The organism is Paraburkholderia caffeinilytica (assembly GCF_046030355.1).
Classification (GTDB): domain Bacteria; phylum Pseudomonadota; class Gammaproteobacteria; order Burkholderiales; family Burkholderiaceae; genus Paraburkholderia; species Paraburkholderia caffeinilytica_B.
The window spans coordinates 41,560-58,442 of the sequence record NZ_JAQQCQ010000013.1; the positions used below are offsets into that span (position 1 = coordinate 41,560).

Here is a 16,883-nt window from a genome sequence, read left to right on the forward strand (position 1 = left end):
ACCAAGCGCCGCGCAGGCAAAAAAACCAAAAAAACCTTCACCGCTTATCAAGCGGCAAAGCCTCCCGCTGCCCCTCCCCGACAAACAACTGCCGCGGCCGCCCAATCTTCTGCTCCGGATCTGCAATCATTTCGTTCCACTGCGCAATCCACCCCACCGTCCGCGCCATCGCGAAGATACACGTAAACATCGCCGTCGGAATACCCAACGCACGCTGCACGATCCCCGAATAAAAATCGACATTCGGATAAAGCTTCCGCGAAACGAAGTATTCATCCTCAAGCGCGATCTTCTCGAGCGCCATCGCGAGCTTGAACAGCGGGTCGTCGTGCAGGCCCAACTCTTCCAGCACTTCGTGACAGGTCTCGCGCATCAGCTTCGCGCGCGGATCGTAATTCTTGTAGACGCGATGACCGAACCCCATCAGTTTCACGCCGGAGTCCTTGTCCTTCACCTTCGCAATGAACTCGGGAATATTGTCGACCGAGCCGATCTCCTCCAGCATGTTCAATGCGGCTTCATTTGCGCCACCATGCGCCGGACCCCACAAGCACGCGATGCCGGCCGCGATACACGCGAACGGATTGGCGCCCGACGAACCCGCGAGACGCACCGTCGACGTCGACGCATTCTGCTCGTGATCCGCATGCAGAATCAGAATGCGATCGAGCGCACGCACCAGCACGTCGTTGACCTCGTATTTCTCCGCCGGATTGGCGAACATCATGCGCATGAAATTCGCACTGTACGACAGGTCGTTCTTCGGATAAACGAAGGGCTGGCCCACGGTGTACTTGTACGCCATCGCCACCAGCGTCGGCAGTTTCGCGATCATACGGATCGCGGACACATCGCGGTGCTGCGGATTGTTGATATCGAGCGAGTCGTGATAGAACGCCGACAGCGCGCCGACTGCGGCGACCAGAATCGCCATCGGGTGCGCGTCGCGACGAAAACCACGGAAAAAGAATTGCATCTGCTCGTGCACCATCGTGTGCTGCGTGACGGTGGTGACGAATTCTTCCTTCTGCTGCACATTCGGCAGTTCGCCCTTCAGCAACAGGTAGCAGGTTTCGAGGAAGTCGGCGTTTTGCGCCAGATTGTCGATCGGATAACCGCGATACAGCAGTTCGCCTTTGTCACCGTCGATATACGTGATTTCCGAATTGCAGGCCGCCGTGGACATGAAACCCGGGTCATACGTGAACTTGCCAGTCTGACCGTACAGCTTGCGAATATCGATAACGTCCGGTCCGAGCGTGCCCTGATAAATGGGCAAATCAATCGTCTGATCGCTGTCGGAAAAGCTCAGCGTTGCGTGTGTCTTCGAGTTCATCTACACGTTCCTTTTACTTTCACATCGCACCGTGCCGGCATGCTCGATCGTCGGATTGCCGCGTGGCATGCCCAGCTCCGCTCCGCATTCTACGTTTGGAAGAGGCTTTGATTGCGGCGATTGATCGCAACAATCCATCTCGGCTAGCGCAACATTCGCCGCCCAAAAAATAGGCAGAATCGCCGGAAATACGCGGAAATGAGCGGGAGTACGCAGCGCGGAAACGCGCCGTATTCGCGATTTGGCCTTGCCAGCCAAATGAAAGTTAGCACGCTTACTGCAACAATGTTTTGCGGCAGGCAAGCTGCGCAATCACGGTTGCTCTGCGATACTGAATCCGTGTTTTGCTTCCCCTGCGAACACATCGCTGTCTTTGGCCCGCCGTCCTACGGCGGGCCTTTTTCATCAGCCAGAAGAACAGGAAGGACCCGATGAACGCATCACTCGAAACACTGTTTCCGGATCACGTCCACAACCAGGACAACATCGTCACCGCACTGAATCATCAGGATATCGTCGTGGCGTTGTCGGCGGCGCTGAAGACACAAGACGTGGCGGTGCTGCATATGCTTTACCCGCGGACTGACGCGCGCACCCATCGCAGTCTCGACACACTAGTGGATGTTTTGCACGGCCATGGCCTGCATGAAGTCGCGGATCTGATCGCGAAGGAAGCGCACTATCTGCTGTTCAAGGACCCCGTGAAGGCATGGAAAGCCTTCCACGAAATTCGCAATGACTCGCTCGCGATCGGCGTGCATCTGTACTATCACGGCCTCGTCGGCGAAGCTGCGGAACTCGCGCTCGATAAGGACGCGCATCGCAAGGCCTGAACGGCATCGGTCATTCAAACGCCCACTGAGCGAATGAACCCGTCGACGTAGCGATTGAACGTCGCCGGATGCGCGAGATTTATCCCGTGCGAAGCGGGACGTCCCACGTCAATTCATTCGTAGGCGCTGTCGTCGAGCAAACCCGCCGCCGCTGCCGCGCCTGCGCCACGCACCGCGCAAGTCAGCGGTTCATCGGCGACGCGGACCTCGAGCCCGAGTTCGTTGGTCAGGCGGCGGCCCAGATTGCCGAGCAGCGCGCCGCCACCCGTTAGCACAATGCCGCTGTGCGCAATATCCGTCACCAGTTCGGCCGGCGCTGTTTCAAGCGCACGTTTCACGGCGCCGATCACCTGACGCAGCGGGCCCTCGATCGCATCGGCGATATCGTGGTTGCTCAACTGGACCGTGCGCGGCAGACCGTCGTCGACGCTCCGCCCGGTCGCATTCATATGTTCGACCGGCACGTCGCGCACGGCCGAACCGATGCCCTTCTTGACGTGTTCGGCGGTTTGCTCGCCAAGCAACACGCCATACAGGTTGCGCACGTAACTGACGATCGCCATATCGAAACTGTCGCCGCCCACGCGGATCGAGCCGCTGTACGCGAGGCCGCCGAGAGAAATCACACCGACTTCGGTCGTGCCGCCGCCGATGTCGACCACCATCGAGCCCGTCGCCTCCGAAACCGGCAGACCCGCACCGACCGCGGAAGCCAGCGATTCGCCGATCAAATTGACTTTCCACGCGCCGGCGGCCACTGCGGCTTCCTTGATCGCGCGGCGCTCGACCTGGGTGGCGCCCGCCGGCACGCACACGGTGAACGCGGCGCGCCGGCTGAACAGCGGCCGCGGGCGGGCCATGTCGACGAATTGCCGGATCATCTGTTCGGCAGCGGAAAAATTGGCGATCACGCCGTGCCGCATGGGCCGTATGGCTTCGACGTTGCCCGGTGCGCGGCCGAGCAGCTGGCGCGCTTCGGTGCCCACCGCCGCCACGCGTTTTTGCCCGGCAGTGGACGCTTTCTGGAACGCCACGACGGACGGCTCGTTCAGCACGATGCCGCCGTTGTCGGTGTAAATGAGGGTATTGGCCGTACCGAGGTCCACCGCCACGGAATGACGGAATAGTCGATCGAACAGCGGGTAATACGGCGTCGGTCTGGCCATAGGAAGGCTCTGATGTGTCGTTATCCGCCCTTTCCGGGCAGTCTGGAAAATGCGCCCCCGGTCACCCGAACCGCTTGGCACGCCCAGCAGGGCGTTGCGCGATCCGCGCGGCGGGAGTGATTTTCATGCTAATGAGCAGTTAACGGCAAGCAGATCAGAATCTTTAGGGCCACTTTTCAATTAGGACCGTGTCAGTCGCGCGACAAAGTGCCGAGCGCATGCTCCAGGACCTGCTTGCCGAGCTCCACACCGTCCGCGTTGATTGTGTGGCCGATGCCGGGCAACGCGTAGGCGTCGACCGTGTAGCCTGCGCTGCTGAAAGCATCCGCGGCATATTCCAGCTCCTGGACCGGGATCACCTCGTCTTCCTCGCCGTGCACGAGCGTGAGCGGCGTCCCGTTCTGCGCGACGATCACCGAGGCGAGCCGCCCTGAATACGCGACGACGGCGGCTGCGCCTTCCGCGCTGGTCGCCACGTGGTGCATCGCCATGATCGAGCCCTGAGAGAAACCGACCAATGCAAGGCGATCGAAAGAAAGATGCCAATGCGCCAGTTCCGCCTCGAGCATGCGCCGCAACGCCGGATAAGCGGCGGCGACACGCGCCTCGCGATTGCCCTCGTTGACGTCGCGCAGGCTGAACCACTGGCGTCCGCCGAAGCCGCCGTCGAAGGCGTCGGTGCCGTCGAGCGAGGTAAACGCGACGTCCGGCAGACTTTCGCTCCAGATGTCCGCCAGCGGCATCAGATCGCGGGCATTGCTGCCAACGCCGTGCATCAGCACCACCAATGCCTTGGCCGGCGTTGTCGCCGGCGCGCGCCGCCAGCCGTGTTCGAATTGCTCCCAGGCCATATTCAACTCCTCTCTCTGTACTCGCTGTACTTTCGGATCGTGTTTCAGCACGCGGGGTCAGCCGCGCGGCAACGTGGCGCCCGACCTGGCCCCCCGGGCCTGACATCGCCTCGCTACGCTTCGTGCCGCTCCCTGCAGCCTCAGCCGGGAGCATACGCTGCCCGCCTGGTTTCCGCCGTAGGACCTGCATGGATCGACGACGCCAAAACGGGAATGCAGGTATGCTTTTTTGCGACCATTCGATCGGCCGCCCGGCTCATTGCCCGGGTGGTGACAGGAAGACCGTGTAGAACGTCCATCGCATTGCAATCCGGAGAATCGCTTGAGCCAGCCCTCTTCCGCGCCCGCCGCCGCACCACCGGCGCCCGCACCACCGCCGCCCCTGCAGGGCGGCAAACTGGTTCTGGCGACCATCGCCGTTGCGCTCGCCACGTTCATGAACGTTTTGGACACGTCGATCGCAAACGTTGCGATTCCAACCATTTCCGGCAACCTGGGCGTCTCGGTCGACGAAGGCACGTGGGTCATCACCGTGTTCGCCGCGGCCAATGCCGTCTCGATCCCGCTGACCGGCTGGCTCACGCAGCGCATTGGCCAGGTCAAGCTCTTCGTCGGCGCGATTCTGATGTTCGTACTGGCTTCGTGGTTGTGCGGCATTGCGCCCACGCTGCCGATCCTGCTGGTCGCACGGGTGTTTCAGGGCGCGGTGGCCGGCCCGCTGATTCCGCTCTCGCAGGCGATTCTGCTCGGCTCGTATCCCAAGGAGAAATCGTCGACCGCGCTCGCCCTCTGGGCGATGACGGCCACTGTCGGCCCGATTGCCGGCCCCGCGCTCGGCGGCTGGATCACGGATAGCTACAGCTGGTCGTGGATCTTCTACATCAACATTCCGGTCGGCATTTTCGCGGCCGGCGTAACGTGGATGATCTATCGCACCCGCGAGTCGGCAACCCGCAAGCCGCCCATCGACGTGATTGGACTCGGCCTGCTGATTACGTGGGTCGCGTCGCTGCAGATCATGCTCGACAAGGGCAAGGATCTCGACTGGTTTGCGTCGCCGGTGATCGTGATTCTCGGCATCACCGCATTGATCAGCTTCGCGTTCTTCCTCGTGTGGGAATTGACCGAAGAAAACCCGATCGTCGATTTACGGCTGTTCCAGCAGCGCAATTTTCTTGGCGGCACGATTGCGATTTCGGTGGCGTACGGCGTGTTCTTCGGCAACCTGGTGCTGCTGCCGCAATGGATGCAGGAGTATCTGAACTACCGCTCCGTGGATGCCGGTCTCGTCACCGCGCCGCTCGGCGTCTTTGCCGTACTGCTCGCGCCGGTGATGGGCCGCGTGCTGCCGCGCTCGGACGCGCGCATCATTGCGACCCTCGCGTTCATCGGCTTTGCGATCGTGTTTTATATGCGCTCGAAGTACGTGATCGAAATCGACACGTGGCACCTCGTGCTCCCCACGCTGCTGCAAGGCATTCCGATGGCGTTGTTCTTCGTGCCGCTGACGGCGATCATTCTGTCGGGCCAGCCGCCCAACAAGATTCCGGCGGCCGCCGGGCTGTCGAATTTCGCGCGGGTATTTTGCGGCGCGGTGGGCACGTCGATCGCCGGCAACGAATGGAATAACCGCACGGTGTTGCACCATGAACGGCTCACCGAGCAGGCTACCGTGAACAACCCGCTGTTCAACCAGCAGATCGATTCGACCCAGTCGCTATTGCATCTGAATCCGCAATCGGCGCATGCGATGTTCGATTTCACGGTGAACACCCAGGCCGCAATGATGGGCCTGAACGACATCTTCTATGTGTCGGCGATCATTTTCATCCTGATCATTCCGCTGATCTGGATTACGAAGCCGGCCAAGGGTGGCGGAGCGGGTGCGGCGGGCGCGCACTGATTGTGTTTGGCGGCGGCGTGCAAGCAGGCACGCCGCCGCCCTTCGACCGGCACCTCGCCGGATGAACAATTCGGCTCAGGATGCCAGTAGAATCGCGGCTTCAACGGTCCGAGCCCAATGAACTACGCCCCCATCCTCGAACAGATTCATCGCGATCTTCAGCCTTATCTGGGCACCGGCAAGGTCGCCGATTACATTCCCGAACTCGCGAATGTTCCCGCCGACAGTTTCGGCATGGCGATCGTCACGGCCTCTGGCGAGGTTTTCCGCACCGGCGCCGCTGACACGCGCTTTTCCATCCAGAGTATTTCCAAGCTGTTCGCCTGCACCATGGCGTTCCGGCTGCTGGGCGACGAACTCTGGCAGCGCGTGGGGCGCGAGCCATCCGGCAACGCCTTCAACTCGCTGGTCCAACTCGAAGCCGAACACGGCAAACCGCGCAATCCGTTCATCAACGCGGGCGCGCTGGTCGTCACCGACGTGCTGTGCCGCCGTTTCGTGCAAGCCGAAACGGCGCTGGTCGAATTCATGCGGCGGCTGACGGGCGAAATCAGCATCGACTACGATTCGCGCGTCGCGGTGTCGGAGTTGCAGCACGCTCACCGCAACCGCGCGATGGCGCATTTCATGGCGAGCTTCGGCAACATGGAGATGCCGCCTGAAGTGGTGGTCGATGCTTATTGCCGGCAGTGCGCGATTTCGATGAGCTGCGTCGAACTGGCGAAGGCAGCGCTGTTTCTGACCAATCACGGGGTGGTGCCGGCCACCGGCGAGCGGATTCTCGACACCAGTTCCGCCAAGCGGCTTTCCGCACTGATGCTGACCTGCGGCACCTATGACGCAGCGGGCGATTTCGTCTACCGGGTCGGGTTGCCGGCTAAAAGCGGCGTGGGCGGCGGGATCGTTGCAGTGCTGCCGGGAGAGATGGCCGTGTGCGTGTGGTCGCCGGGGCTGGACAGCAATGGCAACTCGCTGGCGGGGGTGAAGGCATTGGAATGGCTGACCACACTGACCGGGCAATCGATTTTTTGAAACTTCGAACGGTCAGTGACGACTTCACTAGCATGCCGGGACGCCTTACCACTGCCTCGACCCAGCGTGTCCATCGTCGTCAATGGAAACCGTATTCAGGATTACGTCGATCGAAAACCGAATTGCTCCAGTGGTGAGGCACAACGTCTTCGAAACGGATCATCTCCACCAGGTCGCCGCGCTCGTTCCATGCGGCTTCGCCACTCGGCCACGGGTGCTGAAGATCGAATAGCAGCCTCACGCGCTGCGCATAGTGCGCCGGCGGCCCTGACGGAGCAGTCCATGTCCATGCCAGCAATCGCGCGCCGTGCACGTTCATGAGTTCGATGCGAGCCGGCTTTTCAGTCAGCCCCTCTTCACGAAAGCTGTCGGCATCGTGCTCGACAGTGCGCGCGATGTATTGCAGGCCGAGATCGCGGACACTATGACGCGACTGGGTGTGTGCGAACGGGCCGTCGATTGCGACCTTGCCTGACACGGCACGCAGCGCACCGCCAAGATGACCGACGACGCTATCAGGGTCTCTTGTTTCGTCGTAGAGAATTTCCTGTCCCGCATGGGCGCCATCAGGCAGCCACTTTGCATAGACTTTTCGAGGGGCGTCCTGGTAGCGGATAACCATGTGATCGGGCCGGTCGGACCATCTTCCGGCTATACGCTCCTGCCGGAACATCCTGTATTCATAGGCGTCGTCGGGAACCATGTCGGACTTTGCAAACTCGACGAAGGCGTCCGGCTTCATCGCGCTCATCAGGGACAGGATCTGGGCGTCGGTGAGGGACAGAAGCGCATGGCTTTCAATCCACGTTCGCAACGAAGCCGCCTGTTCGCGAGCCGCGAGGCACCGGAACCGGTTGACGTCCACACGCACGGTATCCGACGTGGCGACATTGGCGCATCCCGCCGATGTACTCAACGAAGCCGGCACAATCAGGTTGGTCGATTGGGCGCGAACGCCTGTTGAGATAAACAGGCACGTCAACGCGAACGCGCACAGCAGCGCCCGCACGATTTTTTGCGCGCGATGGTCCGCTACGCGCCCGGCCACCCGAAAGTTGGTTGCCAGCCGACCGGGCGTGGCCGCGCGCTCCGTAGCGGACAGTGCATCGCCGGCAAACGCCGGCTGCGGCCGCCAATCCAGATCGCCCAGGCCGCGCCTCGTTCGCTCCCCATGATCGTTCATGACTCGTTTCAGACTTCCCCCGCCCGGATGCGCGTGATGATGGAACGTCACGCATGGGCCACATCGTCATCCATGGCGTCGACGCCTCCCATAAACGTATGGCGGAGCCGCTCTATTCCAATCGGCTGAAATAGAGGTTTGCCGAGGCGGAGCCGGGAAACCTTCCGACATGCCGCCGCCTCGCTCGAGTCAGGCAGTTCGCCATGCCTTCGCAGCATCAGGAACTGCGCGAAAGATGGAATAGATGCCCCCGGGAAATCGTTTAAACGTGTTCCAATCGTCGAACTTACGCCGGAGCGGGCTTTTCTGATGTCGCCTCGTCGCTCAGAAACCCGAGCAGATGTTCGCGAACGGCTCCAGCAATAGCATCCGCGCGTTTGGCATCCGTCACCACGCGTGAAATCGTGACAGCACCAATTAACGCGCTAAGCGCCACGATAGCCCGCGAATCGCCATCGTCGCCAAGCGAGCGCTCAAGCTCTTCGATGTAGCGTTCGATGTACTGGCTCATGATTTCGCGCACCTCGACTTCCGAGCGTCCGGCGTCGGAGACCAACGCGGAGATCGCACATCCTGTTTTGCGCGCGTCTCTATGCCTGCGGCTCAGATAGCTTCGCACGATGCCGGCATAGCTTGGTGACCGGCCATCGCCTACCGCGCGTGCTTCCCCATCCATCAAAGCGCGTTCCAGCGCCTTTGCCAGAAGCTCGGAGCGCGAGCTGAAGTGACCATAGAACCCACCGTGGGTGAGATCAAGGCTTTGCATAAGCTTGTTGACACTCAGCGAGTCCAAACCTCCGTCCCGAATCTGCCCCGCCGCCTCCACCAGCATGCGTTCCCGGTTCAACGCCTTGTTCGTCTGCGAGTTACCCATTTCCGCCCCTGAAGATTTTCACTTGACATCAGCATTATAGCTGTCATCATTCTGCATGATAGTCATCATATAGAAGCATGACGGTCATCATGCTTATTGGTCTGCGAATTCCATCGCTATCAGATGGAATGGAGCGGGCCTCCGGCGACCAGAAACCAACTCGTGTGCGGCGCCATGCCGCCCCACACGCTTACAACCGTTGATGGAGAAGTGAGATGCAGGCGATCCAATATCAGGCCTACGGCGACTACCAGGAAAACCGTCTCGTTGAGCTTGAACGACCGCAAGTGAAGGATGGCGACGTGCTCGTGCAGATGCGGACCGTCGGCATTAACCCGCTCGACAATACGTTTCGCTCCGGACACATCTATCTCGCCACGCCAGACAAATTACCCCGCGTCGGCGGGCAGACTGGGGCTGGCGTGGTTGTCGAGTCGCGGAATCCGGCTTACAAGGCGGGCGATCGCGTATTCGTCGCCTGGCCAGGATACGGTCTGGCGATTGATGGCACCTGGCGCGAGTACATCGCTGCACCGGCTGCAGCCCTGTCGCCGATCCCGGAGCAGGTCAATGACGATGACGCGGCTGCGTTTCTTGCTGGCGCGGGATATCTGAGCGGCTATCTCGCCTTGACGGAATTCGCAAAGTTCAAACCCGGTCAGAAGGTGCTCGCACCGGCAATCGGTAGCGCCGTCGGGATGGAGACCGTTCAGGTTGCCCGCCGCCTTGGCGCGTCGATGACGATTTCTACCGCAAGTACGACGGAGAAGGCCGAGCGGGCACGCGCAGCCGGTTACGAACATGTCATCGATCTATCACGCGAAAGCATGAAAGACGGCGTGCTGCGCATCACTGACGGAAAGGGTGTCGATGTCATGGTGGATGGCGTAAGCGGGAACCTGACCGGGCAGGCGTTGGGATCTCTCGCCTTCGGCGGCACCGTGGTCGTGGTTGGCTACGCGGGTGGCCGGAAAGCCGAAGTGGACATCACCGACATCATCTGGAAAGGCGCAACGATCCGCGGTTTTACCTTCTCCATGTTCAAGCTCGAGCAGATCGTGGCCGCTCGCCAGGCGTTGTGGGGATATCTCAACGAGGGTGCGCTTCAGCCCACAATTGCGAAAATTTTCGCACTGTCGGATGCCGCGGAAGCAGTTCGCTATCTGATCGAAGAGCGGCCTTTCGGGCGCGTATTGATGCAGGTTGCTCGCTGAGCGGCGATGCGGCTGGACATCCATTGAGGTCTGCGCCGGGTTGTGTTTGTCCGCTCCCATACGGGAGTCGTTCTCAGCCTTGCGCCAGGCCTCGTGGTGGGTTAAGCCGTTTCTGCTGCCGCTGGGACCATTCGTCGGCAACGTCGCCCATATTCTTGCGCGTTCCGTTTCGAATCCATGCCATGAAATCCCGGTCGAATTTGAAGTCCGGTCCGCATTCAACGGTCAGGAAGCGGCGCACATTCTGTGTATTTTTGTAGGTCTTGTCGACCAGTGTGCTCCGCGTTATATGGCCGCCGTGCCAATCGAAATTCATCTGAATTTATCCTTGTCGTTGAGAGATGCATGTACGCGCTACTGATGGAGAAACCCTCGAACGTGTTCCCACCCGGCTTGCGCCTGTTTGCGATCGGTAGCACGCGGTGCGCCGATGTATTCATGACATGGGGCGACCTCGATGATGCTTGTTCACGTTGGACGCAGACATTCGCTTGATCACTTCGCCTCGTCAGTCAAATGGCGCCATTCGGCCGGCGTGCATCGATATCGACACAGCACACGAGCACCTCTGCGTCTTCCTTGCCGAGGCTCAAATACACATGCCCTATCGAGCTGTCGAAGTACAGACTATCGCCGGGTGTCAATTTGAATGCCTTGCCGTTTTCGAAGCGCAATTCCAGCTTGCCGCTCAACAAAAAAACGAACTCTTCGCCCGCATGCCGGATGTACTCGGGAAAGTCCGACGCGGCGCGCGCATGGATGTGCGCGCGCATCGGCACCATCCGCTTGCCGGTCAGGTTATGAGCGAGCATGCCGTACTCGTAGTTCGGCGTGTCGTAGATCTGCTGTTTGCCGGCGGCCGTAAACGACGGTTTCATTGCACCGGCAGACGGCTCGCGGATGCGCCCGAAGATCGCGTCGAACTCCAGTTCCAGCGAGTGCGCGAGCGCCGCAAACTTGTCGTAGGTCAGCGCGATATCGCCGCGCTCGGCCTTGGAGATCGTCGACACCGCAATGCCCGAGCGCCCCGATAACTCCGCCAGAGTCAGCCCGCGCGCCTTGCGCGCCTGCCGCAAATGGTCGCCCACCAATTTGTGGTCGAGCGCAGGCGGCGCCTCACGCGTGTCCGCAAGCTTTTTTTTCATGACTGCCTTGACCATCTCACTCACTTTCAGTGGAAATTTTTTTATCGGATACGAGAATTATGGATTTTCTCGTATATGATAACTCACGTCGATTGACCATTTCTTTCAACGAATCCGGCCTGAGTGGCGCCGGCATTGCAACTATCTAAAACCATGTCGAACGAAATCAAACGTCTGCAAACGAATGCGCGCATGAGCCAGGTGGTGATCGCCAACGGCGTTGTTCATCTGGCCGGCCAGGTGCCCGACACGGCGAACGTGTCCGTCACCGAACAGACGAACGAAGTCCTCGCGCGCATCGACACCTTGCTTGAATCAGCCGGCGTCGACCGTACGCGACTCCTGTCGGCGAACATCTGGTTGAGCGACCCTAAGCACTTCGCGGAATTCAACGCCGTGTGGGACGCATGGGTACCGGCGGGTCACGCCCCCACCCGCGCGTGTGTGCAGGCCTTGCTGATGAAGCCGGGTTGCGATGTCGAAGTCGCAGTGACGGCGCTCCTCGCGTAACCGGCAACAGGTGAGTTCATGACCACACGGAAATTCGATGCCGTTGTGCTCGGCGCGGGGATTGTCGGCGTGTGCACTGCCGTGCATCTCCAGAAACGCGGCCGCAGCGTCGCGCTGGTCGACCGCAAGCAGCCTGGCAACGAAACGTCGTTCGGCAACGCCGGCCTGATCCAGCGCGAAGGTGTGTATCCCTATGCCTTTCCGCGCGACCTCGGCACCTTGCTGCGCTACGCGCGCAACCAGTCGCCGGACGTTCGTTACCATGCCGATGCCATACTCAAGACCGCGCCGTTCCTGTGGCAATACTGGCGCAATTCGCACCCGGTCAAACATGCGGCTATCGCAAAGTCATACGCAACACTGATCGAGCATTGCGTGGACGAGCACCGCGCGCTGGCTACCGCAGCCGGCGCGAGCGCGTTGTTGCGCCACACCGGCTGGATCAAGGTGTTTCGCACCGAAAAAGTCTGGGAAGCGGAAATTCGGCTCGCTGAACAATGGCAGCGGGAATATGGCGTCGAGTTCGAATCGCTGGATGCGGGCCGCCTGCAACAGAAGGAACCCGATCTCGACAAAACGCTGCCAGGCGGCTTGCGCTACACGGCGTCCGATTCCGTGAGCGATCCCAATGCACTCGTCACCGCTTACGCGAAGTATTTCGAAGCGCTGGGCGGACGGTTTTTCCTTGGTGATGCAGACTCGCTTCGTGAGGGTTGGGCGGTCGATACGCGAGGCGGAACGATTACGGCTTCGTCGGCCGTAGTCGCGTTGGGGCCATGGTCGGATCGCTTAAGTTCGCGGCTCGGCTACCGCTTGCCGCTCGCCGTCAAACGCGGGTACCACATGCACTATGCGCCTGAGGCTGCAGCCCAACTGAATCATCCGGTTCTGGACGTCGAGAATGGCTACCTGCTGGCCCCCATGGCAAAAGGCATCCGGCTGACCACGGGAGCGGAAATCGCGCACCGCGACGCGCCCAAAACGCCCACGCAACTCGCCGCGGTCGAGCCGATTGCGCGTACGCTGTTTCCATTGGGCAAGCGTCTCGACGACGAACCCTGGATGGGACGGCGCCCCTGCACGCCCGACATGATGCCGATCATCGGGCCCGCAACCCATCACAAAGACTTGTGGTTCGCATTTGGCCACGCGCATCATGGGCTGACACTCGGCCCGGTCACGGGCCGGTTGATCGCCGAGATGATGACCCGCGAGGAGACGCTCGTGGATATGCGTCCGTTCAGGGTGGAGCGGTTCTAAAGCAGTCTGGGCGGCGAGCTCGATCCGGTCACACGTACGATTGCATGCGGATCGATCGCCGCATCGAGAACGCGTGCAATCACGGCACCCGGCAGCGCGCTACGCCTAACGGTGACTGACATCGAGCATGTAGCCCTCGCCGCGAATCGTCCGGAGCAGCTTCGGCTCCTTGATATCCTCGCGCAACTTTTGACGCAAGCGTGATATCTGTACGTCGATGCTGCGGTCGAACGCATCGATCGACTTGCCGCGCGCGGTGTCCATCAGATATTCGCGGCTCAGCACACGTCCCGGTGCGGCGAGGAACGCGTTGAGCAAACGGAATTCCGCGTTCGACAATGGAATGACCGTATTGTCGGCGGCGATCAGGTGGCGGCCGGTCTGGTGAAGCCGCCAGCCGGCGAAGCGGCTCTCTTCCTGCGCTCTCGTCCGGCCTTGCGTTTGCGCGCGCACGCGGCGCAGGATCGTCTGGATGCGCGCGACCAGTTCACGCGGCTCGAACGGCTTGACGACATAGTCGTCGGCACCCAGTTCCAGCCCGACGATCCGGTCGGTCATCTCGCCGCGCGCGGTCAGGATGATCAGTGGAATCTCCGAAGTCGCACGAATCTCGCGACACAGGTTGAGGCCGTCGTCATCCGGCAGCATCAGGTCGAGCACGACGAGGTCGAAGCCCCCCTCCCCGAGCGCAAGATGCATTTCCGCACCTGTGGCGGCTTGCGCGGTCGTCATGCCGAAGTCGGCAAGGCAGTCGCACAGCAGACTGCGAATCTGCGAGTCGTCGTCGACGACGAGAATACGGATCGCTTTGTTCACGGCGTCTCTTCTCCGAAGTTGCGACGGTGTGGTGTGGCCCTCGCGCTCATTATTGCCTCTCAATATAAGGGCTTTTTGCACGAATTGTTGCAGCCTTGAAATAATTGCCCTGCGCCTTGCCCTGCAAGGCGGTCGGGAGAAATCAGCGTGTCTGGCGAAGGCGCGCGTCATGGATAACCCGATCCGGATTTTCCCGAGGCAACACCGCTGCGCATCATCCACTCCCACCGCCCCGCCTGGCTTTGCGCCTCGTACCGCACCATTTCCAAACCAGAAAGCGTTTGTGTCAGCGCAGATACAAAGCCGATATGAACCAGAAATGCCCGGGTTTTAACGTAGATCCCAAGTCATATCAAGGCAGGAGACACACGGGAAATGAACTACGCACAACCCAAACCGCCCACCCGGCGCATGGCCGGCATTGCCTTCGTGGTCGGATTGCACGCCGTGATCGTCTACGCATTGCTCACCGGTCTCGCGACGAAAGTCGTGGACGTGATTCGTCAGCCGATCGAGACGCGCATTATCGAAGAGATCAAGCCGCCGCCCCCACCTCCACCACCGCCGAAGCGGATCGCACCGCCACCGCCGAAACACGTCGCGCCACCACCGCCGTTCGTGCCGCCACCCGAAGTGCACGTCGCGGCACCGCCGGCGCCGAACGCGATCACCACGCAGTCGACCACGCCTGTGCCGTCAGCACCGGTCGCGCCGCCGACACCCGCCGCTCCCGCCGCACCGGTGGCGAGGAGCGTCGGCGTCGTTTGTCCGAACTCGACGCAAGTACGCGCCGCCATTCGCTACCCGCGTGAAGCGCTCAAGGACAACCTGACCGGCGATGTCGTCGTGACGTTCACCGTCGGCACCGACGGCAACGTCAAGGATCTGAGCGTGACCCAATCGGCCGCGCCGGTTCTCGACCGGGCGGCCGAAAACGCCGTGCGGCAGTTCCACTGCGTCGCGCAGGGCGAGGAAGTCCGCGTGCAAGTCCCCTTCTCTTTCAAGCTCGATTGAGGCTGCCCACGACAGCCGTTCCTTTTTATTTGCCAACGCATTTCAGGAGACGTTCATGATCAACCGTACCCGCACGGCCGCCTTACTGACGGCCCTGTCCCTCGCGGCCAGCGCCGCCCACGCCGCCACCGATACGGTGGCGAATCCCTACGGCCTCGATGCGCTCTGGAAGGGCGGCGATCTCATCGCGCGAGGCACGCTGCTCATTCTGGTCATCATGTCTATGGGCAGCTGGTACATCATCGTGGCGAAGCTGCTCGAACAGGCGCGTGTGCTGCGCCGCGCGAAGGCGGCGGAGGCGGGTTTCTGGAAAGCAGGCAATCTCAACGAAGGCACGCGCCAACTCGACGCCGGCAGTCCGTTCCGCTTCATCGCCGAGCGGGGCATCGCTGCCTACGACCATCACGAAGGCGCGTTGCTCGAACAGGTCGACCTCAACAACTGGGTCGCGGCGGCCATCGAACGCGCAACCAACGCAGTCTCGAGCCGCCTGCAGGACGGCCTCGCGTTTCTCGGCACCGTTGGCTCGACCGCACCGTTCATCGGCCTGTTCGGCACGGTGTGGGGCATCTATCACGCGCTGACGGCGATCGGCATCGCGGGCCAGGCATCCATCGATAAGGTCGCAGGCCCGGTCGGCGAAGCGCTGATTATGACCGCGATTGGTCTTGCTGTCGCCGTGCCGGCCGTGCTCGGCTATAACTGGCTCGTGCGTCGCAACAAGGCCGTCATGGAACGCGTGCGCGGCTTCTCGGCGGAATTGCACATTGTGATCCTGACCGGCAAGACCACCGCCGGCGCCGCGGCCGCGACCAAGGCCGCCGCCCTCTCACGCGTGGGGTAAGCCATGGCCATGACCGTGGGAACCCGCGACGGCGACGATCACAACGAGGTCATGGCGGCCATCAACACGACGCCGCTGGTCGACGTGATGCTGGTGCTGCTGATTATCTTCCTCATCACGATTCCGGTGGTGTCGCATACCGTGCCGGTCTCGCTGCCCAAGGAAGCCGTGCAGCCGCTGCAGACAACGCCGCAGAACGTGATTCTCGCCGTGACGAAAGAAGGCGACGTCTTCTGGGACGAACGGCGCATCCCTGACGCGGCCACGCTCGTCGAAAAGCTCAAGGCAGTCGCGGTGCAATCACCGCAGCCCGAAGTCCACATCCGTGGCGATCTCGACGCGCGCTACGCCGCCGTCGGCCGGGTGGTGTTCGCCTGCCAGCGGGCCGGCATCGCCAAGGTCGACTTCATCACCGAACCGCCGCCGCGCCAGTGATCCATCCATACCGACAAGGAGACCCAAGATGGCGATGACGATGCCCACCGGCGACGCAGACGACGCCGAAGTCATGGTCGAGATCAACACCACGCCGTTGATCGACGTGATGCTCGTCCTGCTCATCATGCTGATCCTCACCATTCCCATCCAGACGAACGCGGTCAAGCTCGACATGCCGACCGGCACGCCGCCTTCGCAACCGCAGACGCCGCCCGTGGTGCAGATCGATATCGCGGCCGACGGCACCATCGCATGGAACGGCGAGACGCTGAGTTCGCGCGCGCAACTGGAAACGCGGTTGCGCGACGTAGCCGCCAATCCCGCGCCGACGGAGCTGCATTTGCGGCCCGACAAGGCCGCGCCCTATCGCGCCGTCGCGATGGTCATGGCCTCGGCGCAGCGACTCGGCGCGACGCACATCGGGCTCGTGGGCAACGAGCAGTTCATGCAGTAACCGTCCTCTC

Annotated in this window: 18 protein-coding genes; 10 read left to right on the top strand and 8 right to left on the bottom strand. The window is 61.4% G+C overall.

Annotated features, from left to right (window positions below):
* Nucleotides 1-37: 37 nt before the first annotated feature.
* Nucleotides 38-1,336, bottom strand: a complete 1,299-nt coding sequence (gene gltA / locus PQQ95_RS20000) for a citrate synthase (protein WP_408439678.1) — start codon at nucleotides 1,334-1,336, stop codon at nucleotides 38-40.
* 431 nt (nucleotides 1,337-1,767) lie between these two features.
* On the opposite strand from gltA, the gene PQQ95_RS20005 reads away from it, so the two are divergent.
* Nucleotides 1,768-2,169: a hypothetical protein gene (locus PQQ95_RS20005; protein WP_408439681.1), complete on the top strand. Its 402-nt coding sequence runs from the start codon at nucleotides 1,768-1,770 to the stop codon at nucleotides 2,167-2,169.
* A 113-nt stretch (nucleotides 2,170-2,282) separates the two neighbouring features.
* Here PQQ95_RS20005 and PQQ95_RS20010 read toward each other — a convergent pair whose 3' ends face one another.
* Together PQQ95_RS20010 and PQQ95_RS20015 are read right to left on the bottom strand one after the other, a co-directional pair.
* A complete protein-coding gene (locus PQQ95_RS20010; RefSeq protein ID WP_408439682.1) occupies nucleotides 2,283-3,335 on the bottom strand; it encodes a rod shape-determining protein in 1,053 nt (350 codons plus the stop codon).
* 191 nt (nucleotides 3,336-3,526) lie between these two features.
* Nucleotides 3,527-4,186: an alpha/beta hydrolase gene (locus PQQ95_RS20015; protein WP_408439685.1), complete on the bottom strand. Its 660-nt coding sequence runs from the start codon at nucleotides 4,184-4,186 to the stop codon at nucleotides 3,527-3,529.
* Nucleotides 4,187-4,508: 322 nt separating this feature from the next.
* Between PQQ95_RS20015 and PQQ95_RS20020 the strand changes: the two genes are divergently transcribed.
* Together PQQ95_RS20020 and PQQ95_RS20025 are read left to right on the top strand one after the other, a co-directional pair.
* Nucleotides 4,509-6,089 (top strand): DHA2 family efflux MFS transporter permease subunit, encoded by a 1,581-nt coding sequence (locus PQQ95_RS20020; RefSeq protein ID WP_408439688.1) that lies wholly within the window; start codon nucleotides 4,509-4,511, stop codon nucleotides 6,087-6,089.
* Nucleotides 6,090-6,206: 117 nt separating this feature from the next.
* Nucleotides 6,207-7,121: a glutaminase gene (locus PQQ95_RS20025; protein ID WP_408439690.1), complete on the top strand. Its 915-nt coding sequence runs from the start codon at nucleotides 6,207-6,209 to the stop codon at nucleotides 7,119-7,121.
* Nucleotides 7,122-7,200: 79 nt separating this feature from the next.
* On the opposite strand, the gene PQQ95_RS20030 is transcribed toward PQQ95_RS20025, so the two are convergent.
* Nucleotides 7,201-8,304, bottom strand: coding sequence for a DUF1571 domain-containing protein (locus PQQ95_RS20030; protein ID WP_408439693.1), 1,104 nt, complete (start codon nucleotides 8,302-8,304; stop codon nucleotides 7,201-7,203).
* Nucleotides 8,305-8,590: 286 nt separating this feature from the next.
* Entirely contained in the window at nucleotides 8,591-9,178 is a 588-nt protein-coding gene (locus PQQ95_RS20035; protein ID WP_408439696.1) for a TetR family transcriptional regulator, read from the bottom strand.
* A 215-nt stretch (nucleotides 9,179-9,393) separates the two neighbouring features.
* On the opposite strand from PQQ95_RS20035, the gene PQQ95_RS20040 reads away from it, so the two are divergent.
* Nucleotides 9,394-10,392: a quinone oxidoreductase family protein gene (locus PQQ95_RS20040; RefSeq protein ID WP_408439699.1), complete on the top strand. Its 999-nt coding sequence runs from the start codon at nucleotides 9,394-9,396 to the stop codon at nucleotides 10,390-10,392.
* Nucleotides 10,393-10,465: 73 nt separating this feature from the next.
* Here PQQ95_RS20040 and PQQ95_RS20045 read toward each other — a convergent pair whose 3' ends face one another.
* On the bottom strand, nucleotides 10,466-10,708 hold the full coding sequence (locus PQQ95_RS20045) for a DUF6434 domain-containing protein (RefSeq protein ID WP_408439701.1): 243 nt from the start codon (nucleotides 10,706-10,708) through the stop codon (nucleotides 10,466-10,468).
* Between the two features lie 196 nt (nucleotides 10,709-10,904).
* Entirely contained in the window at nucleotides 10,905-11,552 is a 648-nt protein-coding gene (locus tag PQQ95_RS20050; RefSeq protein WP_408439703.1) for a helix-turn-helix domain-containing protein, read from the bottom strand.
* Between the two features lie 138 nt (nucleotides 11,553-11,690).
* On the opposite strand from PQQ95_RS20050, the gene PQQ95_RS20055 reads away from it, so the two are divergent.
* Nucleotides 11,691-12,047, top strand: coding sequence for a RidA family protein (locus tag PQQ95_RS20055; protein ID WP_408440059.1), 357 nt, complete (start codon nucleotides 11,691-11,693; stop codon nucleotides 12,045-12,047).
* 18 nt (nucleotides 12,048-12,065) lie between these two features.
* Nucleotides 12,066-13,307 carry an NAD(P)/FAD-dependent oxidoreductase gene (locus PQQ95_RS20060; RefSeq protein ID WP_408439706.1) on the top strand — a complete coding sequence of 414 codons (1,242 nt, stop codon included), beginning with the start codon at nucleotides 12,066-12,068 and terminating at the stop codon, nucleotides 13,305-13,307.
* A 105-nt stretch (nucleotides 13,308-13,412) separates the two neighbouring features.
* Here the strand turns inward: PQQ95_RS20060 and PQQ95_RS20065 are convergent, their stop codons facing one another.
* Nucleotides 13,413-14,123 carry a response regulator gene (locus PQQ95_RS20065; protein ID WP_074289684.1) on the bottom strand — a complete coding sequence of 237 codons (711 nt, stop codon included), beginning with the start codon at nucleotides 14,121-14,123 and terminating at the stop codon, nucleotides 13,413-13,415.
* A gap of 375 nt (nucleotides 14,124-14,498) precedes the next feature.
* Here PQQ95_RS20065 and PQQ95_RS20070 point away from each other — a divergent pair, with 375 nt between their 5' ends.
* From PQQ95_RS20070 to PQQ95_RS20085, 4 genes are read left to right on the top strand one after another with little or no spacing between them, the layout of a single operon-like run.
* Nucleotides 14,499-15,137: an energy transducer TonB gene (locus PQQ95_RS20070; protein ID WP_408439708.1), complete on the top strand. Its 639-nt coding sequence runs from the start codon at nucleotides 14,499-14,501 to the stop codon at nucleotides 15,135-15,137.
* Between the two features lie 55 nt (nucleotides 15,138-15,192).
* Nucleotides 15,193-15,981 (top strand): MotA/TolQ/ExbB proton channel family protein, encoded by a 789-nt coding sequence (locus PQQ95_RS20075; RefSeq protein WP_408439711.1) that lies wholly within the window; start codon nucleotides 15,193-15,195, stop codon nucleotides 15,979-15,981.
* A gap of 3 nt (nucleotides 15,982-15,984) precedes the next feature.
* A complete protein-coding gene (locus tag PQQ95_RS20080; protein WP_408439714.1) occupies nucleotides 15,985-16,416 on the top strand; it encodes an ExbD/TolR family protein in 432 nt (143 codons plus the stop codon).
* Between the two features lie 28 nt (nucleotides 16,417-16,444).
* Nucleotides 16,445-16,873, top strand: coding sequence for an ExbD/TolR family protein (locus PQQ95_RS20085; RefSeq protein ID WP_408439716.1), 429 nt, complete (start codon nucleotides 16,445-16,447; stop codon nucleotides 16,871-16,873).
* The last annotated feature ends 10 nt before the right edge of the window (nucleotides 16,874-16,883 follow it).